This is a genomic window from Streptomyces sp. NPDC101219 (assembly GCF_044767675.1).
Lineage (GTDB): Bacteria > Actinomycetota > Actinomycetes > Streptomycetales > Streptomycetaceae > Streptomyces.
The window spans coordinates 88,840-111,622 of sequence record NZ_JBIWOK010000003.1 but is presented as its reverse complement, the minus strand read 5'-3'; the positions used below and the strand labels follow the sequence as shown (position 1 = coordinate 111,622).

Genomic DNA, 22,783 nt, shown 5'->3' with positions numbered 1-22,783 from the left:
ACGGCGAGGAGAGAGCCCCCTGTCGGATTCGAACCGACGACCTGCTGTTTACAAGACAGCCGCTCTGGACCGGACTGAGCTAAGGAGGCGCCGCGCGCTCCGCGCGCGAAGGCTGCTCCACTGTACACAGAGCCGGTTTCCCCCGGCCACGCACTTGCCGGCGGGGCACGGGCGGCCCGGCGGACCCGGCGGGCGTCGAGAGTTCACGAACACATCACACCCCGGAAACTACTGACAACCAGGTGAACGCCGGGTACCGTCCTGTGCCAGTTCACACACGTGGACCACACCACAACGGAATACGTGGACGACACCACTTCGGAACACCCGTCGTGGCACCACCTTCCTACTCGGATCGTCCGGCACGTTCCTGCCGGTAGAAGGGGGCCCATCACCATGGCCACAGTCACGTTCGACAAGGCGACCCGGATCTACCCGGGTTCCACCAAGCCCGCCGTCGACGCGCTCGACATCGAGATCGCGGACGGGGAGTTCCTCGTCCTCGTCGGTCCGTCCGGTTGCGGCAAGTCCACCTCGCTCCGCATGCTCGCGGGCCTGGAGGACGTGAACGGCGGCGCCATCCGCATCGGCGACCGCGACGTCACGCACCTGCCGCCCAAGGACCGGGACATCGCCATGGTGTTCCAGAACTACGCCCTGTACCCGCACATGACGGTCGCCGACAACATGGGCTTCGCGCTCAAGATCGCCGGCGTGAACAAGGCGGAGATCCGGCAGAAGGTCGAGGAGGCCGCGAAGATCCTCGACCTGACGGAGTACCTGGACCGCAAGCCGAAGGCCCTCTCCGGCGGTCAGCGCCAGCGTGTCGCGATGGGCCGCGCGATCGTGCGTGAGCCGCAGGTGTTCCTCATGGACGAGCCGCTGTCCAACCTGGACGCCAAGCTGCGTGTCTCCACCCGTACGCAGATCGCCTCCCTCCAGCGCCGTCTGGGCATCACCACCGTCTACGTCACCCACGACCAGGTCGAGGCCCTCACCATGGGCGACCGGGTCGCGGTCCTCAAGGACGGTCTGCTCCAGCAGGTCGACACGCCGCGCAACATGTACGACAAGCCCGCCAACCTCTTCGTGGCCGGCTTCATCGGCTCCCCCGCGATGAACCTCGTCGAGGTGCCGGTCACCGACGGCGGCGTGAAGTTCGGCAACTCGGTGGTGCCGGTGCAGCGCGACGCGCTCTCCTCCACCACCGACAAGACCGTCACCGTGGGCGTGCGCCCCGAGCACTTCGACGTGGCCGGCGAGGACTCCGACCAGGGTCTGGCCGTCACCGTGAACGTGGTGGAGGAGCTGGGCTCCGACGCGTACGTCTACGGCACCACCACGGTGGGCGGGGAGGCCAAGGACCTCGTGGTCCGCGTGGGCGGCCGCAACGTGCCGGAGAAGGGCAGCACCCTGCACGTCGTGCCCCGCCCGGGCGAGACCCACGTGTTCTCGACGTCGACCGGTGCCCGCCTGTCCGACTGACCCGGGGTCACCCGCCGGACGGCGCCCGTCCGCACCGCACACCCCGCTTTTCACACCTCGTCCGGCGCACGTCACCCGGACGGACGACGAAGGGCTCCGCAGCTGCTGCGGAGCCCTCTCGCGTTGTCGACAAATACCCCGGCAGTCCGGGCATTTCGACCGTGCACGTCAACGCGTTACCCCGAAAACGCTCCGGCCATGTCCCCCGAACCGGTGACGGAATGTCCTCGGCTCATCACTGGACGCTACCCTCACTCGCGTGAAGCACTCCACTAACCCTCAGACGCGACGCGGCCGGGGCCACGCCCGCCGGATCGGCCGCAGCCTCGCCCTCGTCCTGCCCGTCGTCCTGGTGTTCTCCGGAACTCTCGCGGTCGCCCGGGTCGACTGGTCGGGGAGCCCCACGAGCCCGGTGCTCACCGCCGCCGACACCGCCGTGGCCGGTGCCTCGCGCAGCGCGGCGCGCGCCCCGCACGAGGTCCTGCGCGACCGGCTGCTGGTCGAACTCCAGGAGAAGAACCCCGGCGTCGCGCTCACCCACCTCCAGGAGGCGGTCAACGACCGTCCCTCCCTCGCCCGGCACTGCGCGTCCATCGCCCGCGCCCTGGGCAAGGCCGCGGTGCGCGTGTACGGCCCGACGAAGGCGCAGTCCTTCTCCCGCCCGGTCTGCGACACCTCGTTCGCGTCGGGGGTCCTCGCCGCCCACCACTGACCGCCCGGCCGGCCACGGCACCGACGTCCGGTCCCCGCGCGGCCGGCGCCCGTGCGGGGGCCCGGCCGTGGTTCGTGCCGGGGCGCCCGGGGACGCCGCGTACAGTGCGGTCATGACCGATCCGAACGCCGTGCCCCACCCCGTTCAGGCCGTCGTCCTGGCCGGTGGCCAAGGCTCCCGGCTGCGCCCGTACACCGACGACCGGCCCAAGCCGATGGTCGAGATCCCCGGGACCGGGACCCCGATCATCGGCCATCAGCTGTCCTGGCTCGCCGCCGAGGGCGTGACGGACGTGGTGATCTCCTGCGGCCACCTCGCCGACGTCCTCCAGAAGTGGCTGGACACCGCCGATCTGCCGGTGTCCGTCACCACCGTCGTCGAGACGGAGCCCCTCGGCCGCGGCGGCGGCCTCAAGTACGCCGCCGCGCATCTCCCGCACCCGGACCGGCCCTGGTACGCGACGAACGGCGACATCTGGACGCGCTTCTCGCTGCGCGACATGGCCGACTTCCACACCGAGCGGGACGCCCTCGCCACCCTCGCGCTGGCCCGCCCCCGCATCCCGTGGGGCGCCGTGCAGACGGACGGCTTCGGCCGCATCACCGACTTCATCGAGGCCCCGCCGTCGACGTTCGAGATCAACGCGGGCATCTACGTGTTCTCCCCCGGGTTCGCCGACCTGCTGCCGGAGCGCGGCGACCACGAGCGCACCACGTTCCCGCACCTGGCGCGTGAGCGCCGCCTGGCCGGCTTCCCGATCCCGCAGGGCTCCTACTGGCGGGCCATCGACACCGCGAAGGACCTCACGGAGGCGGCGAAGGAACTGGCGGCCCACGGCCGCTGACCGCCCCCGGCACCGCCTGACGGCCCGCCAGGAGCCCCCTCCGAGGGGTCGGTACGGAGGACAGCAGGAAAGGGGCCCGCACGCCGTCCGTGCGGGCCCCTTTCCGCCGTGCGGTACTTCCTCCCGGGCTACCCGAGGAGGCCTCCCACGAGACCGGGCTGCCCGGAGGACGATCCGCCGCCGCCCCCGCCGGAGCCGCCGCTCGGCGTGCCCTCGCCACCGGTGCTGCCGCCGCCGGAGGTGGGGCCGGAGCTGGTGCTCGGCGCCTGCTCGGCCGGCGTGGACTGCTGCGGCGGGGCCTGCCCGGCGCTGCCCTGGGTCTGGCTGGGCGTGCCGCCGGTGACCGCGCCGGTGTCCTTCGTCGCGCCGGGGGTGGTCGTGCCGGCGGACGGGCTGCCCGTGCCGGCGGTGGCGCCCCGGGTGGGCGAGGCGGGCGCGGACGGAGTGCGCTTCTTCTGCGTGGCGCCGGGCTCCTGCGGGAGCGGGGAGCCGGGCAGTTCGTTGCGCGGGGACTCGCCCGGTCCGGGGACGACCACACGGTCGGCGTCGCGCACGGCGCCGCCCAGCAGCGAGCCGACGAGCAGGGTGATCCCGCAGACCACGACGGTGACGAGGGCGCCGCGGCGCAGGACGTAGCGCCGCAGGTCCCAGATGTCGGCGCGGGGGCCGAGGCGCCGCCAGGCGCTGCCGGCGAGGCGGCCGTCGACGGAGTAGACCGGGGCCCCGGCGATGACCAGCGGCGACCAGGCGGCGAGGTAGATGATGTCCGGCGTGTCGTAGACCGGGACGCTCTTCCAGCTGACCGTGACCAGCAGGGCGGCGGAGAGCAGGGCGCCGACCACGGCGGCCACGCGCTGCCAGCAGCCGAGGACGGTGAGGACGCCGACGATGACCTGGAGGAAAGCGATGACGAGGCCGGAGCCGATGGGGTGCTCGAGGGCGAACTGGCGGAGCGGCTCGGCGACTTCCCAGGGGTGCAGGGTGTTCAGCCACGTGACCATGGAGCCGCGCTTGCCGCCGTCGAAGTAGACGGGGTCGCACAGCTTGCCCATACCGGCGTAGACGGAGATGAAGCCGAGGAAGACGCGCAGCGGGAGCAGCACGACGCCGAGGTTCATCCGGCGGCCCGGGTAGTAGGCGTGCCGGGACGGGTCGTCGCCGTGGCGCCGGCTGCGGGGTCCGGCGTCCTCGTCCGCGACGACGGGCCGCGCGCCCGTGTCCTCGAACGCGTCGTCGTAGGCCGGTTCGTCGTAGGCCGGTTCGTCGTAGGCCGGTTCGTCGTAGGCGCTGCCGACCGTGCGCATGGGCGGCAGCAGAGGGCCGCCGCCGTGGGTGCGCTGGGCGCCGACGACGGGCGTCTCCAGGGTGGCCGGGTCGTCGCCGTAGCCGTAGCCGGTGCCGACGCGGGGGATGACCCGGGTGGCGCCGGCGAGGGGCTCGTCGGCGCGACGGACGCCGTCGTGCCGCGCGGCCTGGAGCAGACGGTGGGCGCCGGTGTCGTCGGGGGCCGACCGGCCGCTCCAGACGACGGGGCGGCGGCGGGGCGCGCCCGGACCGGCCGTGCCCACGGTGGTGACCACGGGGATGCGGGCGGTGTCCTCGGCGGCGCTCAGGTGCCGTGCGATCCGCGGTGACTGGACGCGCCGCGCCGAGACGCCCAGCTGCACGCGGAAGCTGGCGTGATTGACGATGACCTGCGCCGGATCGCTCGGCACCTTCACCATGCTCAACGCGGGAGCGTCGTCGAGTCCCGACGAGCGGTCCCCCGTGGGTGTGCGGGGTGTTCTGGTGTCCACACTCATCTAACCGAGTGACGCGGGGTTAGGACACTGCCTTGACCGGCCGGAAGTGTCCGGACCCCGTCAAGCCGGTCCGGACCACCGGGAACACTCCGTGTGGGTGATACGACCGAACGCCCGTTCAGGCGCGGCGGCGGGCCACCTCGTACAGCACGATGCCCGCCGCGACACCGGCGTTGAGGGACTCCGCGCCGCCCGGCATCGGGATCCGCACCCGGACGTCACAGGTCTCCCCGACCAGCCGCGACAGCCCCTTGCCCTCGCTGCCGACGACGATGACGACCGGGCCGTCCAGCGCGGCCAGCTCGCCCAGCTCGGCCTCCCCGTCGGCGGCCAGCCCGACGACCGTGATTCCGGCCTTCTTGTACGCCTCCAGGGCGCGCGTCAGGTTGGTGGCGCGGGCGACGGGGGTGCGCGCCGCCGTGCCGGCGGACGTCTTCCAGGCGCCTGCGGTCATCCCGGCCGCCCGCCGCTCGGGGACGACGACCCCGTGGCCGCCGAAGGCGGAGACGGAACGGACGACGGCACCGAGGTTGCGCGGGTCGGTCACGCCGTCGAGGGCGACGATCAGCGGGTCCTGGCCCTCGTCGTGGGCGCCCGCCACCAGGTCCTCGGGGTGCGCGTACTCGTACGGCGGCACCTGCAGGACCAGGCCCTGGTGGTTCAGCCCGTTGGTCATCCGGTCGAGCTCGGGGCGGGGGGCCTCCATGAGGTTGATCCCGCCGCGGTCGGCCGCGAGCTGGAGCGCCTCGCGCACCCGCTCGTCGTTGTCGATGAACTGCTGCACGTACAGCGTGGAGGCGGGCACGCCCTCGCGCAGCGCCTCGACGACCGGGTTGCGGCCGACGACCAGCTCGGAGGCGGAGCGGCCGCCCCGGCGCTGCGGGGCGCGGCCCGTGGCGCGGCGCGCCTTGGCCTGGGCGGCGCGCTGCTTGGCGTGGCCCTTGCGCATCTCGGCGGGCGGCGTGGGGCCCTTGCCTTCCAGGCCCCGGCGCCGCTGGCCGCCACTGCCGACCTGCGCGCCCTTCTTGCCGGACATGCGGCGGTTGTTCGCGGCCATGAGGTACTCGTCTCCGTGAAGTCGTGCGGCGGACGCGGGGGTGCGTCCGTGTGGTTGCGTCTGTGCGGTTGCGTCAGTGAGCTGCGTGCGTGCGGTGTGCCGCCCGGGGCCGGGCGGCACACGTCCGGGTCGCCCCGGTTCGTCCTCAGCGCGGGCCGAGGCTCCAGCGCGGTCCCTGCGGGCTGTCCTCGATGACCAGGCCGGACTGGTTGAGCTGGTCGCGGATGGCGTCCGCGGTCGTCCAGTCCTTGCGGGCCCGGGCGGCCTCCCGCTGGTCGAGAACCATGCGCACCAGGGTGTCGACCACGCCGTGCAGGTCCTCACCGCGGTCGCCCTCGCCGGCCCAGTGCGGGTCGAGCGGGTCCAGGCCGAGCACGCCGAGCATGGCGCGGACCTCGGCGAGGCGGGCGACGGCCGCTTCCTTGTCGTCGGCGGCGAGCGCGCTGTTGCCCTGCCGGACGGTGGTGTGCACCACGGCCAGCGCCTGCGGCACCCCGAGGTCGTCGTCCATCGCCTCGGCGAAGGCGGGCGGCACTTCGGCGGACGGCTCGACGGTGCCGGCCTTCTCCACCACGCGCTGCACGAAGCCCTCGATCCGCGCGAACGCCGACTCGGCCTCGCGCAGGGCCTCCTCGCTGTACTCGATCATCGAGCGGTAGTGCGGGGTGCCGAGGTAGTAGCGCAGCACGATGGGCCGCCACCGCTTGACCATCTCGCTGACCAGCACCGAGTTGCCGAGCGACTTCGACATCTTCTCGCCGCTCATGGTGACCCAGGCGTTGTGCACCCAGTAGCGGGCGAACTCGTCGCCGTAGGCCTTGGCCTGCGCGATCTCGTTGTCGTGGTGCGGGAAGATCAGGTCGAGACCGCCGCCGTGGATGTCGAAGGCGCTGCCGAGGTACTTGTGCGCCATCGCCGAGCACTCCAGGTGCCAGCCCGGGCGCCCGCGGCCCCACGGCGTCTCCCAGCTCGGCTCGCCGGGCTTGGCCGCCTTCCACATGGCGAAGTCCCGCGGGTCCCGCTTGCCGGTCTCGCCCTCGCCGGAGGGCTGGAGCAGGTTCTCCAGCTCCTGGTTGGACAGGCTCAGGTACTCCGGGAAGGACGTGACGGCGAAGTACACGTTGCCGTCGGCCTCGTAGGCGTGGCCGCGCTCGATGAGGCCGCGCATCATCTCGACCATCTCGGTGATGTGGCCGGTGGCACGCGGTTCGTAGGTCGGGGGCAGGCAGCCGAGGGCCTGGTAGCCGTCGGTGAAGGCCCGCTCGTTCTCGTAGCCGATGGCCCACCAGGGGCGGCCCTGTTCGGCCGACTTCGCGATGATCTTGTCGTCGATGTCGGTGACGTTGCGGATGAAGGTGACGTCGAGGCCGCGGTACTCGAACCAGCGGCGCATGATGTCGAAGTTCAGCCCCGAGCGGATGTGCCCGATGTGGGGCGCCGCCTGCACGGTGGCACCGCACAGGTAGATCGAGACGCAACCCGGCCGGAGCGGGGTGAAGTCACGGATCTGCCGGGCGCTGGTGTCGTACAGGCGAATAGTCACCACTCCAGGGTAGTGGGCCCCGGGGAGTGCGTGTGCCTCCACCGCCGGGCGGCTCCCGGCGGGTGTCCTTGGGGCCGGGCCCGCGTCCCGGCCGGGCGCGCCGGGACCTCGGGCGGGCGGACGGCGGGCGGGCATCCCGCTCGCCGTCCGCGTGCCGTGCCGGGGGCGTGCACCGCGGCCTCTCCTCGGCTCCCGCCCGCCGCCCGCCGCCTGCCGCCTGCCGCCTGCCGCCTGCCGCCACGGACCGTGCCGGGCGTGCGCCGAGGTCTCTCCTCGGCTTACGCCCGCCGGGCGTCAGCCGGTGGTGACCACCAGGGCGGTCGCCACCGCCATCAGGCCCTCGCCGCGGCCCGGGAAGCCGAGGCCGTCCGTGGTGGCCCCGGACACCGTCACGGGCGCCCCGGCCGCCTCGGAGAGGATCTTCTGCGCCTCGTCGCGCCGCTTGCCGATCCGGGGCCGGGGCCCCACGACCTGCACCGCCACGTTGCCGATGCGGAACCCGGCCTCCCGCACGATCCGGGCGGCCTCGGTCAGCAGGGCCACCCCGGAGGCACCGGACCACTCGGGCCGCCCGGTGCCGAAGTGCTGCCCCAGGTCGCCGAGGCCGGCCGCGGAGAACAGGGCGTTGCAGGCGGCGTGCGCGACGACGTCCGCGTCGGAGTGCCCGGCGAGGCCGGGCCCCTCCCCCTCCCACTTGAGTCCGGCGCACCACAGCTCGCGGCCGTCCTCGAAGGCGTGGATGTCGGTGCCGATGCCGACGCGCGGGAGCGCAGGGAGCGGTTCAGAAGCCATCGTTGAGCCTCCTGCGGGCCAGGACCGCCTCGGCGAGGACCAGGTCCAGCGGGCGGGTCACCTTGAACGCCTCCTCGTGCCCGGGCACGGTGACGACGGTCAGACCGAGCTGCTCGATCATGCTCGCGTCGTCGGTCACGTGCTCGGTGACGGTCGCGTGGGCGCGTTGCAGGACGGCCCGGTCGAAGCCCTGCGGGGTCTGCACCGCGCGCAGCACGGACCGGTCCGGGGTGGCGACGACCGCTTCCGGGTCGCCGGGGGCCGCGGCGGGCTCGACCTGCTTGACGGTGTCGGCGAGCGGCAGCGCGGGCACGACGGCGGGCGCGCCCTCGCGCACGGCCTCGATCACCGCGTCGACGGTGTCGACGGGCACCAGGGGGCGGGCCGCGTCGTGCACCAGGACGATGTCGTACTCCGGCGGCAGTGCCTCCAGGCCGAGCCGCACGGACTCCTGGCGGCTGTCCCCGCCGGGCACGACCAGGAAGTCGGTGCGTTCGGGCAGGGCGTGCGCGTCCAGCAGTGTCTTGACTTCGGCCGCCCCGTCGGGCGGGGCGACGAGGACGACCAGGGAGACGGCGCGCGAGTCGGCCATCGCCCGCACGGCGTGGATCAGCATGGGGGTGCCGCCCAGGGCGCGGAGCGCCTTCGGAGCGCCCGGACCGAGTCGTACGCCCCGGCCGGCGGCCGGGATGACGGCCGCGGTACGGCGTGTCGTACGGTCGGGTGCGGACTTCTGCGACGGCGGGGTGAGCGGATCGTCAGACATCGGTTCCTGTCAGGTTTGTGTGCTCGGCCTACCTGGGTATGGCCTGGGCGTACCCCCCGCCTCCGGAGCGGAGGGATCACCGGGCGTGACGACTCGACCAGCCCCTTCCGTGACTCTGGTCGAGCCGGGGCGCCCGGACCGGTGTGCCGGGTGCGGGACGTGAGTGATGACACATCCCGCGACGACACGGCGCAAGCAGGGCATGCGGGCGAGCAGTATGCCCGCATCGCCGGCCGACGGCGGGCCGGCGGGCGTACGGAGGGACTTTTCCGGGTGCGGACATGCCGCAGCGCCCGGCGACATCATCTTCGTCATCGGGCACCGCGGCATTTTCACTGTGCTGTGCGTGTCGAGCGCCGAGCGAGCGGGGCTCCGCCTCGGCTCAGGAGGCGAGTACCTCGTCGAGCAGGGCCTCGGCTTTGTCCTCGTTGGTGTTCTCCGCGAGCGCGAGCTCGCTGACCAGAATCTGGCGCGCCTTGGCGAGCATGCGCTTCTCACCGGCGGAGAGTCCGCGCTCGCGCTCACGACGCCACAGGTCACGCACGACTTCCGCGACCTTGATGACATCGCCCGAGGCGAGCTTCTCCAGGTTTGCCTTGTAGCGACGGGACCAGTTCGTGGGCTCTTCGGCATAAGGTGCGCGCAGCACCTCGAAGACTCGGTCCAGCCCGTCCTGACCGACCACATCGCGCACGCCGACGAACTCCGCATTGTCCGCTGGCACACGTACCGTCAGATCACCCTGGGCGACCTTCAGCACCAAGTAGGTCTTGTCCACGCCTTTGATCTGGCGAGTTTCGATAGCCTCGATCAGCGCGGCCCCGTGATGGGGATAGACCACGGTGTCGCCAACCTTGAACGTCATGTGACAGGTACCCCTTCCGTGGCTATCCAGGGTAACACGGATACGGCGGGTTCTGAATGACGTTTTCGCAGGTCAGGGCCATTCTCGGGGCTTGACAACCGCAACATGAACGTGCATCGGGAGCCGAGCGGAAGCAGGTATTCGCAGGTCGGAGCGGCTCTCCGGGGCGGGAGAAACCCGCACGCTACACGGAGTTGAAGGCCGCCGCGAGCGCCCGAACATCCCCAAATGTCCGGTTCCACATGCTCGACTTCCGCTACTCCGTTCGGTGCCCCGGCGGGGTTCTGGCCGAATCGGGAATTGATCATCACGCGGCCCCCACGAACGGGCCGGTGATCAATTCCCGGAGCGTCGGCGCATTCCCGCACGGAAATGCGGGACCGCCCGGCGGGCGTATGACAGGCGGACCCCGGGTGACACTCCCGGCGGCTAATACGAATGCAGGACGCATCCGCACCGAATGCCGGGGCACCCACGGGAGCGGTCATGAGGAGTCCGCCGCCGCCCTTCCCCCGACCGGACACAGCCCCCCGGTGCCCCGGCGTTCCGGAAAGTCACCGGTCTCCGCCCCTCCCGCGGGGAGCACGCCCCGGGACGGAACCCGCCGCGCGGACACGGCGGTCCGGGCGGGCCGGGCGGACCGCTTCTCGGGGGAACGCGGCCGCTCGGGGGAGGGTCGGGTGCGGTGGGACGGGGACGGCTCGGTAACCTGAGGCCGCTGACAGACACTTAAGGCGGCTTCACCGGTCGCCACGCTCGAGTCCAAGGAGTTGCCGCCGCCGTGAGCAGCAGCCTTCGACGCGGTGCCCTCGCCGCCTCCGCCATCGCGTTCTCGGTCGCCTCGCTCTCCGCGTGCGCGTCCGGCAACAACGCCGAGACCCTCCAGGTCAAGCCGGACAACGCGGCCACGACCGTCGGCGACATCAAGGCCCAGAACGTCGTCGTCATCACCCAGCCCGACCTCGAGTCCACCGGCCCGGCCGTCGTCTCGGCCACGTTCTTCAACGAGGGTTCCACCGACCAGACCCTGGAGTCCGTCACCATCCCGGGCACCGGCAAGACCGCCGAACTGTCCCCCGCCGAGGGCGGCAGCCTGACCGTACCGGCCGGCGGTTCGCTGATCCTGGGCGGCGAGGGCAACGCGTCCGCCGTCCTGCCCAGCAGCCGTGAGGCCGTCCAGGACGGCAACGCGCAGAAGGTCACCTTCACCTTCAGCAAGACCGGCAACGTCTCCCTCCAGGCGTTCGTCCAGCCGGCCGAGGGCTTCTACGCCGAGTGGGGCCCGAGCAAGGTCCCGGCCGCTCCGGAGGCCCCGCAGAAGACCGAGGAGCCGTCCGCGGACGCCCCGGGGTCCACCGAGTCCGCCGCCCCCTCCGGCGGCAGCAGCGACGCTCCGTCGGGCAGCCCGTCCGACGCCGCCTCCGCCAGCCAGCCGGCCGCCGGCTGACCGGCCTCCGCGCCGACAACACAGCACGCCGAAGGGCGGGATCCCGGTGCCGGGACCCCGCCCTTCGGCGTACGCCGTCCGCGGGAGCCGTCGCGCGGCGGCTCTCGGCGGCGCCTCTGCAGTTCTCCGACTCTCTCTGTCTCTCTGTCTTTCTGTCTCTCTACGGGTCTTTCTGTCTCTCTACGGCTCGAACTTATAGCCCAGGCCGCGGACCGTCACCAGGTAGCGGGGGGCGCCCGGGTCCGGCTCGATCTTGGCGCGCAACCGCTTGACGTGCACGTCCAGGGTCTTGGTGTCGCCCACGTAGTCGGCGCCCCAGACCCGGTCGATGAGCTGCATCCGGGTCAGCACCCGCCCCGCGTTGCGCAGCAGCATCTCCAGCAGGTCGAACTCCTTCAGCGGCAGGTCGATTTTGGTGCCGTCCACGGTCACCACGTGCCGGTCGACGTCCATCCGGACCGGGCCGGCCTCCAGGGCCGCGGGCGTGACCTCCTCCGGCTCGCCCCGCCGCCGCAGCACGGCACGGATCCGGGCGACCAGCTCCCGTGAGGAGAACGGCTTGGTGACGTAGTCGTCGGCCCCTATCTCCAGGCCGACCACCTTGTCGATCTCGCTGTCCTTGGCGGTCACCATGATGACCGGGACATTGGAGCGGTTGCGCAGCTGGCGGCACACCTCGGTGCCCGGCAGCCCGGGCAGCATCAGGTCGAGGAGCACGAGGTCGGCGCCGTTGCGCTCGAACTCGTCGAGTCCGTCGGGCCCGGTGGTCGCGACGGCGACCTCGAAGCCCTCCTTGCGGAGCATGTACGACAGGGCGTCGGAGAAGGACTCCTCGTCCTCGACGACGAGCACTCGGGTCACGGAAGGACCTCCGGGGAGGGAAGCGTTTCGTACGCGGATGATTCGGAAGTGTGGGGGGTCGAGCGGGACGACATGTGGGGGGACGACTGGAGGGAGGCGGAGCCGGACGGGGCCGGCGGCGCCGGCGGCGCAGTCCCGGGTCCGGTCTCCGGGCGGGCGGGATCGGAGCTCTCGTGGGCTTCGCTGCTGAAGGCTTCTGTTCCGGTTCCGGTTCCGGTTCCGGTTCCGGTCCGGTGGGTGGTGGGGTGCGTGACCGCGTCGCCGGTCTCCTCAGCGGTACCGGCAGCGGTACGTTCCGCCGGGCCGGACGCGGCGTGTTCCTCCGCCGGGCCGGGCGTCCGGGAGACGCGGTCGCGGACGGCGGGGGCCTGGGGCAGGCGCAGGGTGAAGGTGGAGCCCTGCCCCTCGGCGCTCCACACCGTGACGTCACCGCCGTGCGAGGCGGCCACGTGCTTGACGATCGACAGGCCCAGGCCCGTGCCGCCGGTGGCCCGGGAGCGGGCGGGATCGACACGGTAGAAGCGCTCGAAGACGCGCTCCTTGTCCTTCTCGGAGATGCCGATGCCCTGGTCGGTCACCGCGATCTCCACCATCGGACCGCCCGTCCGGGCGACGGACCGGGCCGCTATGCCGACGCGGGTGCGGGCGGGCGAGTAGTTGACGGCGTTCTCGACGAGGTTGCCGAGCGCGGCGGCGAGCTGCCCCCGGTTGCCCCACACCCGCAGGTCGGCCGCGCCGTCCGCGTCGGGTCCGTCCCCGGCCTCACCGGACCCCTCACGGCCGCCCACATTGGTGGCCATGGTGATCTCCTTGGTGCCCGCGGCGTGCCGACAGCGCTCGATGGCCTCGGCGACCAGCTCGGACACCCGGACGGGTTCGGCGTCGTCGAGGGGGTCGTCGTTCTGCACCCGGGACAAGTCGATCAGCTCCTGGACCAGGCTGGTCAGCCGGGTGGCCTCGATCTGCATGCGCCCGGCGAAGCGCTCCACGGCCTCGGGGTCGTCGGAGGCGTCCATGACGGCCTCCGACAGCAGCGACAGGGCGCCGACGGGGGTCTTCAGCTCATGGCTGACGTTGGCGACGAAGTCCCGCCGCACCGCCTCGATGCGGCGGGCCTCGGTGAGGTCCTCGACGAGGAGCAGCACCAGCCGGGCCCCGAGCGGCGCCACCCGCGCGGAGACCGCGAGCGCCTCGCCGCGCCCCGTGCCGCGCCGGGGCAGGTCCAGCTCGACCTGGCGTATCTCGCCGTCGCGCCGGGTGTCGCGGGCCATCCGCAGCATCGGTTCCACGGCCAGCTTCCCGCCCCGCACCAGCCCCAGGGCGTACGCGGCGGAGCTGGCCTTGACCACCTCGTCGGCCTCGTCGAGCACGACGGCGGAGGAGCGCAGCACGGACAGCACGGTGTCCACGCCGCGCGGCAGCACCGGTTCGGTGTGCAGCGAGCTTCGCGTGGGGCGGCGCTGTTCGCGCTCGCTCCAGCGGAACGCCAGCATGGCGATGACACCGGTGAGCACACCGGCGATCGCAGCCGCTGCGGCGACCGCCGCGTCCAGGTCCATGCCTCCAGGTTAGGCATGCTCCGAGCACTCGCCCCAGCCGTCGGAGGGCGACCTCGAACACTCGTCGCCCAGAGTTCACCTCGGAGCCAGGGACGGTTCACGTCCGGTGGTGGAACCGGACGCGTGACGGCCGCACCGTGGGAGCGTGGGGTCCGGACCACCACCGGCGCGGCGTGCGCACCGTCGGCCGCACGGCGGGGCACCCGGCCCCGGACCCTGCAGGAGCCCCGGCTTCTGGCCCCCCTGAGACACGCATGAGAGGAACCCTGATGCGGGACGCGTACCACGAGGAACTGGATTCGATCGGCGACGGTCTGGTGGAGATGGCCCGGCTGGTCGGGTCGGCGATCGGGCGCGCCACGACGGCCATCCTCGACGCCGACCTGAAGCTGGCCGAGAACGTCATCGAGGGCGACCAGAAGGTGGACGAGCTCCAGCACGAACTGGAGGCGCGGGCCATCACCCTGCTGGCCCGGCAGCAGCCGGTCGCCACCGACCTGCGCATCGTCGTCACGTCGCTGCGCATGTCGGCGGACCTGGAGCGCTCCGGCGACCTCGCCCAGCACGTGGCGAAGCTGGCGCGGCTGCGGTACCCGGCGCGCGCGGTGCCGCGCGACCTGCACGCCACCATCCTGGAGATGGGCCAGCTCGCGCAGCGCCTGATGGCGAAGGCCGGCGAGGTGATCATCACCAAGGACGTCGACCTGGCGCTGCAGCTGGAGACGGACGACGACGCGATGGACCTGCTGCACCGCACGCTCTTCCAGCACCTGATGGACGACCGCTGGAAGCACGGCATCGAGACGGCCGTGGACGTCACCCTGCTCGGCCGCTACTACGAGCGCTTCGCCGACCACGCGGTCTCGGTCGCCAAGCGGGTCGTCTACCTGGTCACGGGCGAACACGCGGACGAGATCCAGTCCGACCTCCAGCCGGAGATCCAGCCGGCCCCGGGGACGGACGGGGCCTGAGCGCGTCCGGCGCCTGACGCGGGAACGCGCCGGGCCGCCACCGCCACCTGATGCCCGCGTCCGTGACCATGTCCATGTCCATGTCCATGTCCGTATCCGCATGCCCTTCCGTGTCCGTGTCCTGACGGCGCGAAAGGGGCGAGGCAGGGGCTCACCGGTGCCGGCCGGGCGCGCGTGAGCCTCAGTGCGCCGTTGATGCGCCCGGCCGGACGGGCATCCAATGGGCACAGGCACCAGTCTCGAGGAGGGACCCATGGCCGAAACCCCCGGCACGACACCCGACCCCACGCAGGAGCGCGAGACCGAGCAGCCCGCCGAGATCAGGAACCTGACCCTGATCGCCGCGTGCGGCTGCGGCTCCGGCTGCGGCTGCGGGTGCCAGTCGGGCAACCCCTGCCAGTGCGGCTGAGGCCGTAGTCCCACGACAGTCCCAAGTCCCACGACAGTCCCATGACGCGGTCCGCGCGGTCCGGCCGGGCGGGGCCGGCGGGCCGGTGCCTCTCAAGGGGCGCCGACCTCCGGCTTCCGCAGGACCGGACCGCCCGGACCCGCGCGGTCGCCGTCCGGCTCCGGGGCCGCGCCGGGGCCCTCCGCCGTCGCCGCGGGGCCCTCTTCGGGCACCCGCCGCATCAGCAGCGCGTACCCGAGTCCGGCCACGGTGCCGATGGCGGCGCAGGTGCCCCACAGCCACTCGGCTCCGAAGCGGTCGATGACGAAGCCCGACATCAGCGGGGCGACGAGCGAGGCGACGGCCCAGGACATGGTGTACATGCCCTGGTAGCGCCCCCGCCCGTGCAGCGGCGACAGCCGTACGACGAGACCGGTCTGGGTCGGCGCGTTGACGATCTCGGCGAGCGTCCACACGCAGACGGTGAGCGCGAAGACGCCGACCGACCCGGCGAAGGCGGTCAGCCCGAAGCCGTATCCGGCGAGCAGGGACGAGATCACGAGCAGCCGGCCGGGATCACGGTGCTCGATGAACCGGGTAACCGGGATCTGCAGCACCACGATGAGCACCCCGTTGACGGCGATCGCCATGCCGTAGTCGGCCGGGGTGAAGCCGGCCGCTCCCATGGCGACGGGAAGGCCCACCGACCCCTGCATGAAAATCAGCGCGATGAGGAACGACAGCCCGACGACGCCCATGAACCGCCCGTCGCGCAGCACGGTCCCCAGGCCCACGGACTCCTCGGGTGCGGCCCCCTCGGAGCGCACCGGCCGGGACTCGGGGATCTTCACGAAGACGACGACGGCGCAGGCCATGGTCATCACCGCTTCGAGCAGGAACCCGGCGAGGTAGCTGTACTCGGCGATGAAACCGGCGGCCATGGCGGAGACCGCGAACCCGAGGTTGATGGCCCAGTAGTTGAGGGAGAAGGCGCGGATACGGTCCTCGGGCCGGACGATGTCCGCCATCATCGCCTGGACGGCGGGCCGGGAGGCGTTGCTGGCCATGCCGACGAGGAAGGCGACCCCGGCGATGGCGACGGGGTGGTACACGAAGCCGAGCAGGGCCACCGACACGGCGGTGGAGGACTGGGCGACGAGCAGCGTGGGCCTCCGGCCGAGCCGGTCGGTCATCACCCCGGCGCCCAGCGAGGACACCACGCCGCCGAGCCCGTGCAGCGCGGCGACCAGGCCGGCGTAGGTGGCGGAGTAGCCCCGGTCGAGCGTGAGGTAGAGCGCCATGAAGGTGGCGACGAAGCCGCCGAGCCGGTTCACGAGGGTGCTGGTCCACAGCCACCAGAACGCCGGGGGCAGCCCCGACAGGGTCTCCCTGAGCGCGAGCCGCGCACGCACGACGGATGACATGGAACCCCCCGGATGACCGGCGCCCCGCCCGGAGCGCACCGACAGCCCGGAGATGTAAGTACCCCAGGCCGGCGCCACACCTTACGAACGGGGGGCGCCGCCGAACCACCCGATTAACAGATCCCGTCAACCGTCCGCTGTGCGGGCGGGGCGCGCGGCTCGCGCGGGCCTTCGATTACGCTCGGCCTCATGGCCGACGCACCGTACAAGCTGATCCTCCTCCGCCACGGCGAGAGCGAGTGGAACGAGAAGAACCTGTTCACCGGCTGGGTGGACGTCAACCTCACCCCGAAGGGCGAGAAGGAGGCGACGCGCGGCGGCGAGCTGCTGAAGGAAGCCGGCCTGCTGCCCGACGTGCTCCACACCTCGCTCCAGAAGCGCGCGATCCGCACCGCCCAGCTGGCACTGGAGTCCGCCGACCGCCTGTGGATCCCGGTCAGCCGCAGCTGGCGCCTGAACGAGCGTCACTACGGCGCCCTCCAGGGCAAGGACAAGGCGCAGACGCTCGCGGAGTTCGGCGAGGAGCAGTTCATGCTCTGGCGCCGCTCCTACGACACCCCGCCGCCCCCGCTCGCCAACGACGCCGAGTACTCCCAGTTCTCCGACCCGCGCTACGCGACCCTCCCGCCGGAGCTGCGCCCGCAGACGGAGTGCCTCAAGGACGTCGTCGTCCGCATGCTGCCGTACTGGTTCGACAACATCGTCCCGGACCTCCTCACCGGCCGCACGGTCCTCGTCGCCGCCCACGGCAACAGCCTGCGCGCCCTGGTCAAGCACCTGGACGGCATCTCGGACGCCGACATCGCGGGCCTCAACATCCCGACGGGCATCCCCCTGCACTACGACCTCGACGCCGACTTCAAGCCGGTCAACCCGGGCGGCACCTACCTCGACCCGGACGCGGCGGCTGCCGCCATCGAGGCGGTCAAGAACCAGGGCAAGAAGAAGTAGGCCCAGTGATCATGCCTCCCACCTGCGCATACGGCGCGGATGGGAGGCATGATCACGGCCTGGGACCACTCTGGGCCCTCAGTCCTCCGGGCCCTGCGGCCGGAGTGCCTGGCCGACAGCCTTCCGGGCACGCTCCCGGCTGCTGGGCATGAGGTGCGCGTACACCTTCAGGGTCAGGCCCGGATCGGAGTGTCCGAGGTACTCGGCAAGGGCCTTGATGCTCTCCCCGGCGTCCAGCAGAACGGACGCGTAGAAGTGCCGCAGGGCGTGCATGCCGTGCTCGCGAGCGGCGGCGTGCTCGCGGCTCTTGGCCCGCGGGATGACGCCGACCTTCGCAAGTGCGGGCTTCCAGTGGTCCTCATTCAGCGACGTACGCCATACGTGGCCACCGTTGGGCCCGCTGAAGATGAGCCGCTTGGTCACGGGCTGGCCGTTCGCGCGCATCCACGGCAACGTGACCTCAACCGGCGGGAAGCGCTCCATGTGCTCTTTGAGCGCTTCCGCCACGGGGTCCGGCAAAGGTACGTCTCGGAGCTTTCCGCCCTTCGGGGGCGCGAACACGGGCTTGCTGAGGCTCAACTTCAGTTGCTGCACCACGTTCAGGGTGCCGCTTTCGAAGTCCAGGTCATCCACGGACAGACCCAGGATCTCGCCCTGCCGCAGGCCGCAGCCGGCACCCACGTCGACCATGGGCCGGAAGCGCTCAACCATGGCAGCCCGCATCGCGAAAACGCGCTCTGGCGGCCAGGGGACGACGCGGCGCGTCCCCAGTTCGGGAGGCGTCACCGTGCGCGAGTTGCAGGGATTGCGGCGCAGGCACCCGTCTTCGACTGCTGCGGAGAGCACGGCGCGGACATTGGAAAAGATCACACGGGCGTACGCGCCGGACATGCCGGACGCTTCGAGCTGCGTCACGAACTCCCGGATGTGACTCGGCTGGAACGACCCGAGCTGACGCGCCCCGATGCGCGGGAAGGCGTGCAGCCTGAGTTGAGAGTCCATCGACGCGCGGGTGTTCGGGTCGCCGCTCTGGCTCGCAAGCCACTTCTCGGCGAACTCCTGGAACGTCGTACGCGACGCGTTCGGGTCGATGAAGTCGCCGCGAGCCACGTCCGCCGTGATGCTGCTCAGCCACTGCTCGGCGAGGCGCTTCTGTCCGTCGGGGAAGGACTTGCCCTTCCGCTTCCCGTCGGGGGTGAAGTAGCGGGCCCGGTAGCGCATGCCCTTGCCGTGGCGTTCGGTCTTGACGCGGATGGTCTTGCCGTTGGCGTCGGTGGTGGTCTTGAACCAACGGTCTTGGATGCTTCCTGCCATCGACAGGCTGTCCCTTCAGAGCGAGTGTTCAGGCGGCGTCGTGGTCGGTCTGCTGCTGGGCCCACGCGTGGACGACGGCGGGGTCGTAGCGCAGGTACTTGCCGATGCGAATTGCGGGCGGCCCGAGCCGCTTGCGGCGCCACGCGTAGACGGTCTCGACACTCGGGAGGCTGAACATCGCGACCAGGTCTTCCGGGGTGAGGTAGCGCTCTGGCAGTCCGCCACGGAGGACGGCGCGAGGGTCGGTCGACTGGTTCCGGGGTGCGGTCATGCCGCCGTCCTTTCGATCGAGTGGTTCGAAGTCGATTCGGGCAGGTCAGGGGTAGACCGTTGCGCGATGGGCACGGCTACCACTCCGCCCGCAGCGCTCGGCGCCAGGTACCGTCCGGTCCGGCCGGCGGGGTGGCTCCGACCGCGTAGCCGCCGCCGTCCAGTCGGACGATGAGCGGGGAGGGCTGACGCGTGTCGGCGCGCATGAGGTCGAAGCAGAACCGGCGGCGGTGCCAGTCCGGCAGGGCCTGCCGGTACAGCCAGTCACGACCCGGCGTGACGGCCGTGACGTCGCGGTGTGACGCGCCCGTGACGCCGGGCGTGACGCAGGTCAGCGCGGGGGCCGCGAACTCGCGCCCCATGGCCCCTCCGAGACGCATGAGGGATTCCACGGGTACTGAGGCGGCGCCCTGCCGGATCGCACGCGAGATCAGCAGCGGCGCCCGCCGCACGGTGACCGCGTCGACCTGGTGCTGCTGGTAGGCAGGCGACAGGTACAGAGCCACGGCCGCTTCGCCCACCGTCATCGGCCGTGAGCGGGCCTCGGAATACCAGAACGACAGGGCGAGCCGGTAGGCGAACTGGCGGCAGGCGTCCACCTCGGGAAACTCGGCACTGTCCAGCGCGGCGAAGTGGTCGATGACTTCGGCGATCCCTGCCGGACCCAGCACACGCACGGCGCCGTTGACGGCGTCATAGAGGGTGTCGGTGTCGGGCACCGGAAGGGTGAGTTCATCGGCGCCCGTCTCGAACAGCGCGGCGGCAGTCTCCTCCGTGGTCAGCTCCAGGCCCCGGATGGGGACCGTGGGGAACGCCTCAGCGGCGCGGCGGCGCTCCCGCCGTGCCAGCGGCACGGCGGGAGCGGCCGGGGCCGTCACGCGGGCGTACAGTGCGCCCAGCGGTCCCGAAGCGGTCATCGGACACCCGCCCGGATGCGCAGGGCGGTGGCCGTCTGGTGAACCGGGCAGTACAGCGTGAAGGACAAGTCCGGGTCCGGGTCGTCGATGTCGACCGTGCCGGTTCCCCCGCACGGGCAGTCGTCCATCGACGCTGCCCCGTTCCGAGTCCGGGCCGTCTCGCTCATCCCGTGCACCCGCACGCTCAGCGCCGCCGCCGCGTTCGCCGCGTCCAGGCGGCGCATGTCCGGGAAGCACTGCTCATGGCGGGCCAACAGGGCGGGCGTCACCATGCCGTCCATCTCCAGCAGGAAGAACCCGTGGAAGAACTCGGCCACCCGCCGCAACTCGGCCGTGCCGAGCCGCTCGGCACCCTGCACGATCCAGGAGCGGACCAGGTCCGGCGTCCCCAGGGTCGTCGGGGTGGCCATGTCCGAGGCGTACAGCGCCACGGTTCGCTCGGGAACCGTCAGGCCGGACACGTCCACGCTGGTGAAAGTGGGTGCCATCATGCCTGCACCCCCTGCACGGCGCTCAGCGCACCCGTCAGGCTTTCCACCAAGGCTTCGAGGGCGTTGACGCGCTCTCGCAGGCTCTTGACCGTCTGGGACTGCCGGGGACGGTCGAACCCCAGCGCTTCCGGTGTGGTCTGGTAGGCGGCACACAACAGGGCCCGGTACGTCTCGTTCGGGCGGCTCCCGCCGTGCTCCCAGCGCGAGAGCTGCACCTTCAGTGACGATTCCGCCGCGATCTGCCAGTCCCAGGCGTCGGCCAGCAGAACCAGGGCGCGAACCGCCTTCTCCTGCGACCACCCCCGGGCCACTCGCGCACGCCCTAACGGCGTGTCCGCCGCCCTCAGTGTCTGCGGCTGCTGCGGTGCCGGACCTTCAACGGTCACGGTCATCTCAGGCATCATGGAGATACCCCTTCGAGGGTCAGAGAGCGGCGGCTTTGCTTGGCCGCGAGCGCCGCTCTTGGGCTTGGGCCCTGGCGGGCCCGGTGCGCTAACACCGGATAACCCGCCGGGGCCTTCGTGTTTCCGCAGGCAGTGCAGTTGCGCCACCTGCTCAACTTGTTGGTACAAGTTGCTAACTGTGATGCTGCCCTCACCGGACGCCAAGCGTCAAGGGGTTCACGCCCACATGTACCAACAAGTTGAGCGAGTGCGTCATGATGGACCCATGAGCAAGCAGCCGAAGTACCACCAGGTGGCCGATGTCCTGCGCCGTGACATCGTCGGCGGCACATACCCGCCGGGGGCGCGTCTGCCTTCAGAAAGCGAGCTTCAGGAGCGGTTCAGCGCGTCCAGGAACACCGTTCGGGCTGGGTTGAAGCTGCTGGCAAGTGAAGGGCTGATCTCGTCGAGTCAGGGACTCGGCTACGAGGTACGGAAGCACGAGGTGTTCCAGTTGAACGCCTCACGCTTCGAGAATCTGACGTTCCCGCAGAACGGCGACTCGTACACGACGGACGTGACGAACGCAGGGCGCCGGCCGCACCAGACCTTCCGTGTCGAGATGACGACGGCGCCGCAGTACGTGGCCGAGCGGCTGGAGGTGGAGGCGGGCGCTACAGCGGTCCTTCGCTTCTGCCACCGGTTCGTGGATGACGTTCCGTGGTCGACGCAGGCGACGCACTATCCGGAGTGGCTTGTGACCAAGGCTCCAAGGCTCACAGAGCCTGGCGACATTGCCGAGGGAACCACCCGCTACATGGCAAGCCTGGGAATCGAGCAGATCGGGTACTTCGACGAGATCGCCGCTCGTATGCCTACGCCGGATGAGGCCCGCCTTCTGGAGATCGGAGCAGGGGTTCCGGTCTTGCTGTGGACGCGAACGGGTTACTCACAGGAGCGACCGATCAGGTGCACGGTCACCACCTTCAGGGCGGACTTGAACCGGATGAACTACGAGATCGGCGACCTGTCCGCCAGAAGCGAGAACGAACCTCAGTGAAGATCACCCTTGCCCTGCCAGAGGACCTGCCCAAGCTGCTTGCCTTCCGACAGGAGGCGGCTTCCTGGCTCAGCGAACTCGGTTCCGATCAGTGGAGCCGCCCTTACCCGGCTGACCGTCTGTTGGCCGCGATCGAAGCGGGCACCGTGTTCATGGTGCGCGACAGAGGGGCGACCGCGGCCACCATCACACTCACACCTGATGCCGAGGAAGGGCTGTGGACTGAGCAAGAACTCAGCGAGCCCTCGTGGTTCGTCAACAAGCTCACGGTGGCTCGCACGCACGCGGGGCAGAACCTCGGTGGACGACTTCTCGACTGGGCAGGGGACAGAGCTTTCAGGGCTTCCGTGAAGTGGCTCAGGCTCGATGCCTGGACGACGAACGAAGCACTACAGCGCTACTACCTCCGTCAGGGTTTTGAGCACGTGCGCACTGTCCGGGAAGGCGTCGCCGTGAACGGCGGCCCTCGGGTCTCCGGGTGGCTGGCCCAGCGTGCAGCCCAACCGGCTGACCACGGCTTTGTGGACGAGACGCCCGGCCCGGCCTGAGAGACCGTGCGCGCTCTCGGGCAGAAGGGCAATGGGGACCGCCCTTCGGGCGCCTCAGCAAGATGGGCCCTCTGGATCGTGGGCGACTCAGGGATGCCGGTCGCTGGCGCTGCGTCTGTCCGAGGTTCGGATTTCTGCGTCATGTGCGCCATCTACGTCATGCGGACGCCTGACCTGCGCTTTCCCCATGACGCACGGTTGAGGGTGCGTCATGCGCTGCGTCATGCCCTGCGTCACCCATGACGCACATGACGCGGCATGACGCGGGCGCAGTGGTCTGCGTCATGCTCCAATCCGCAGGTCAGGGGTCGTTTCCTCACCCGCATGACGCGC

The 22,783-nt window shown here is 71.2% G+C and carries 23 protein-coding genes and 1 tRNA gene; 9 read left to right on the top strand and 15 right to left on the bottom strand.

The window, feature by feature from the left end; translation table 11 throughout:
- Positions 1 to 13: 13 nt before the first annotated feature.
- Positions 14 to 89, bottom strand: a tRNA-Thr gene (locus ACIRPP_RS06675).
- 307 nt (positions 90 to 396) lie between these two features.
- Here ACIRPP_RS06675 and ACIRPP_RS06670 point away from each other — a divergent pair.
- The 3 genes from ACIRPP_RS06670 to ACIRPP_RS06660 all read left to right on the top strand — a co-directional run bounded on the left by ACIRPP_RS06670 (position 397) and on the right by ACIRPP_RS06660 (position 3,041).
- On the top strand, positions 397 to 1,485 hold the full coding sequence (locus tag ACIRPP_RS06670; RefSeq protein WP_403638536.1) for an ABC transporter ATP-binding protein: 1,089 nt from the start codon (positions 397 to 399) through the stop codon (positions 1,483 to 1,485).
- 259 nt (positions 1,486 to 1,744) lie between these two features.
- Positions 1,745 to 2,197 carry a hypothetical protein gene (locus ACIRPP_RS06665; protein WP_164338946.1) on the top strand — a complete coding sequence of 151 codons (453 nt, stop codon included), beginning with the start codon at positions 1,745 to 1,747 and terminating at the stop codon, positions 2,195 to 2,197.
- A gap of 112 nt (positions 2,198 to 2,309) precedes the next feature.
- On the top strand, positions 2,310 to 3,041 hold the full coding sequence (locus ACIRPP_RS06660) for an NDP-sugar synthase (protein ID WP_403638533.1): 732 nt from the start codon (positions 2,310 to 2,312) through the stop codon (positions 3,039 to 3,041).
- 128 nt (positions 3,042 to 3,169) lie between these two features.
- Here ACIRPP_RS06660 and ACIRPP_RS06655 read toward each other — a convergent pair whose 3' ends face one another.
- The 6 genes from ACIRPP_RS06655 to ACIRPP_RS06630 form a co-directional block, all read right to left on the bottom strand.
- Entirely contained in the window at positions 3,170 to 4,843 is a 1,674-nt protein-coding gene (locus tag ACIRPP_RS06655) for a DoxX family membrane protein (RefSeq protein ID WP_403638532.1), read from the bottom strand.
- Between the two features lie 118 nt (positions 4,844 to 4,961).
- Positions 4,962 to 5,900 (bottom strand): 23S rRNA (guanosine(2251)-2'-O)-methyltransferase RlmB, encoded by a 939-nt coding sequence (gene rlmB / locus ACIRPP_RS06650; RefSeq protein WP_164347457.1) that lies wholly within the window; start codon positions 5,898 to 5,900, stop codon positions 4,962 to 4,964.
- Positions 5,901 to 6,045: 145 nt separating this feature from the next.
- The gene (gene cysS / locus ACIRPP_RS06645; RefSeq protein ID WP_403638530.1) at positions 6,046 to 7,443 is read right to left on the bottom strand and encodes a cysteine--tRNA ligase; all 1,398 of its coding nucleotides are present in this window, start codon (positions 7,441 to 7,443) and stop codon (positions 6,046 to 6,048) included.
- A gap of 294 nt (positions 7,444 to 7,737) precedes the next feature.
- Positions 7,738 to 8,235: a 2-C-methyl-D-erythritol 2,4-cyclodiphosphate synthase gene (ispF, locus tag ACIRPP_RS06640; protein ID WP_403638528.1), complete on the bottom strand. Its 498-nt coding sequence runs from the start codon at positions 8,233 to 8,235 to the stop codon at positions 7,738 to 7,740.
- Positions 8,225 to 9,001 (bottom strand): 2-C-methyl-D-erythritol 4-phosphate cytidylyltransferase, encoded by a 777-nt coding sequence (ispD, locus tag ACIRPP_RS06635; protein WP_403638526.1) that lies wholly within the window; start codon positions 8,999 to 9,001, stop codon positions 8,225 to 8,227. The genes ispF and ispD overlap by 11 nt, the downstream gene beginning before the upstream one ends.
- Before the next feature lie 382 nt (positions 9,002 to 9,383).
- Positions 9,384 to 9,866, bottom strand: a complete 483-nt coding sequence (locus ACIRPP_RS06630; RefSeq protein ID WP_003953493.1) for a CarD family transcriptional regulator — start codon at positions 9,864 to 9,866, stop codon at positions 9,384 to 9,386.
- A 781-nt stretch (positions 9,867 to 10,647) separates the two neighbouring features.
- On the opposite strand from ACIRPP_RS06630, the gene ACIRPP_RS06625 reads away from it, so the two are divergent.
- Positions 10,648 to 11,313, top strand: coding sequence for a DUF461 domain-containing protein (locus ACIRPP_RS06625; RefSeq protein WP_403638524.1), 666 nt, complete (start codon positions 10,648 to 10,650; stop codon positions 11,311 to 11,313).
- 180 nt (positions 11,314 to 11,493) lie between these two features.
- Here ACIRPP_RS06625 and ACIRPP_RS06620 read toward each other — a convergent pair whose 3' ends face one another.
- Positions 11,494 to 12,174: a response regulator gene (locus ACIRPP_RS06620; RefSeq protein WP_403638523.1), complete on the bottom strand. Its 681-nt coding sequence runs from the start codon at positions 12,172 to 12,174 to the stop codon at positions 11,494 to 11,496.
- Positions 12,171 to 13,733: a sensor histidine kinase gene (locus ACIRPP_RS06615; RefSeq protein ID WP_403638521.1), complete on the bottom strand. Its 1,563-nt coding sequence runs from the start codon at positions 13,731 to 13,733 to the stop codon at positions 12,171 to 12,173. The genes ACIRPP_RS06620 and ACIRPP_RS06615 overlap by 4 nt, the downstream gene beginning before the upstream one ends.
- A gap of 269 nt (positions 13,734 to 14,002) precedes the next feature.
- On the opposite strand from ACIRPP_RS06615, the gene phoU reads away from it, so the two are divergent.
- Complete coding sequence (gene phoU, locus ACIRPP_RS06610) at positions 14,003 to 14,704, top strand: phosphate signaling complex protein PhoU (RefSeq protein ID WP_403639157.1); 702 nt, start codon at positions 14,003 to 14,005, stop codon at positions 14,702 to 14,704.
- 253 nt (positions 14,705 to 14,957) lie between these two features.
- Positions 14,958 to 15,113, top strand: a complete 156-nt coding sequence (locus ACIRPP_RS06605) for a hypothetical protein (protein WP_192231098.1) — start codon at positions 14,958 to 14,960, stop codon at positions 15,111 to 15,113.
- Between the two features lie 92 nt (positions 15,114 to 15,205).
- Here ACIRPP_RS06605 and ACIRPP_RS06600 read toward each other — a convergent pair whose 3' ends face one another.
- Positions 15,206 to 16,516 carry an MDR family MFS transporter gene (locus tag ACIRPP_RS06600; protein ID WP_403638519.1) on the bottom strand — a complete coding sequence of 437 codons (1,311 nt, stop codon included), beginning with the start codon at positions 16,514 to 16,516 and terminating at the stop codon, positions 15,206 to 15,208.
- Positions 16,517 to 16,705: 189 nt separating this feature from the next.
- Between ACIRPP_RS06600 and ACIRPP_RS06595 the strand changes: the two genes are divergently transcribed.
- Positions 16,706 to 17,467 (top strand): phosphoglyceromutase, encoded by a 762-nt coding sequence (locus ACIRPP_RS06595; RefSeq protein WP_164338846.1) that lies wholly within the window; start codon positions 16,706 to 16,708, stop codon positions 17,465 to 17,467.
- Positions 17,468 to 17,545: 78 nt separating this feature from the next.
- Here ACIRPP_RS06595 and ACIRPP_RS06590 read toward each other — a convergent pair whose 3' ends face one another.
- From ACIRPP_RS06590 to ACIRPP_RS06570, 5 genes are all read right to left on the bottom strand, one after another.
- Positions 17,546 to 18,781, bottom strand: a complete 1,236-nt coding sequence (locus tag ACIRPP_RS06590; protein WP_403638517.1) for a tyrosine-type recombinase/integrase — start codon at positions 18,779 to 18,781, stop codon at positions 17,546 to 17,548.
- A gap of 28 nt (positions 18,782 to 18,809) precedes the next feature.
- Complete coding sequence (locus ACIRPP_RS06585) at positions 18,810 to 19,052, bottom strand: helix-turn-helix transcriptional regulator (RefSeq protein ID WP_403638515.1); 243 nt, start codon at positions 19,050 to 19,052, stop codon at positions 18,810 to 18,812.
- Between the two features lie 76 nt (positions 19,053 to 19,128).
- Complete coding sequence (locus tag ACIRPP_RS06580; protein ID WP_403638513.1) at positions 19,129 to 19,968, bottom strand: hypothetical protein; 840 nt, start codon at positions 19,966 to 19,968, stop codon at positions 19,129 to 19,131.
- The gene (locus ACIRPP_RS06575; RefSeq protein ID WP_403638511.1) at positions 19,965 to 20,459 is read right to left on the bottom strand and encodes a hypothetical protein; all 495 of its coding nucleotides are present in this window, start codon (positions 20,457 to 20,459) and stop codon (positions 19,965 to 19,967) included. Before ACIRPP_RS06575 ends, ACIRPP_RS06580 begins: the two co-directional genes overlap by 4 nt.
- Positions 20,456 to 20,851 carry a helix-turn-helix domain-containing protein gene (locus ACIRPP_RS06570; RefSeq protein ID WP_403638509.1) on the bottom strand — a complete coding sequence of 132 codons (396 nt, stop codon included), beginning with the start codon at positions 20,849 to 20,851 and terminating at the stop codon, positions 20,456 to 20,458. Before ACIRPP_RS06570 ends, ACIRPP_RS06575 begins: the two co-directional genes overlap by 4 nt.
- A gap of 277 nt (positions 20,852 to 21,128) precedes the next feature.
- Here ACIRPP_RS06570 and ACIRPP_RS06565 point away from each other — a divergent pair, with 277 nt between their 5' ends.
- Positions 21,129 to 21,902: a GntR family transcriptional regulator gene (locus ACIRPP_RS06565; protein ID WP_403638507.1), complete on the top strand. Its 774-nt coding sequence runs from the start codon at positions 21,129 to 21,131 to the stop codon at positions 21,900 to 21,902.
- Entirely contained in the window at positions 21,899 to 22,450 is a 552-nt protein-coding gene (locus ACIRPP_RS06560; protein WP_403638506.1) for a GNAT family N-acetyltransferase, read from the top strand. Before ACIRPP_RS06565 ends, ACIRPP_RS06560 begins: the two co-directional genes overlap by 4 nt.
- The last annotated feature ends 333 nt before the right edge of the window (positions 22,451 to 22,783 follow it).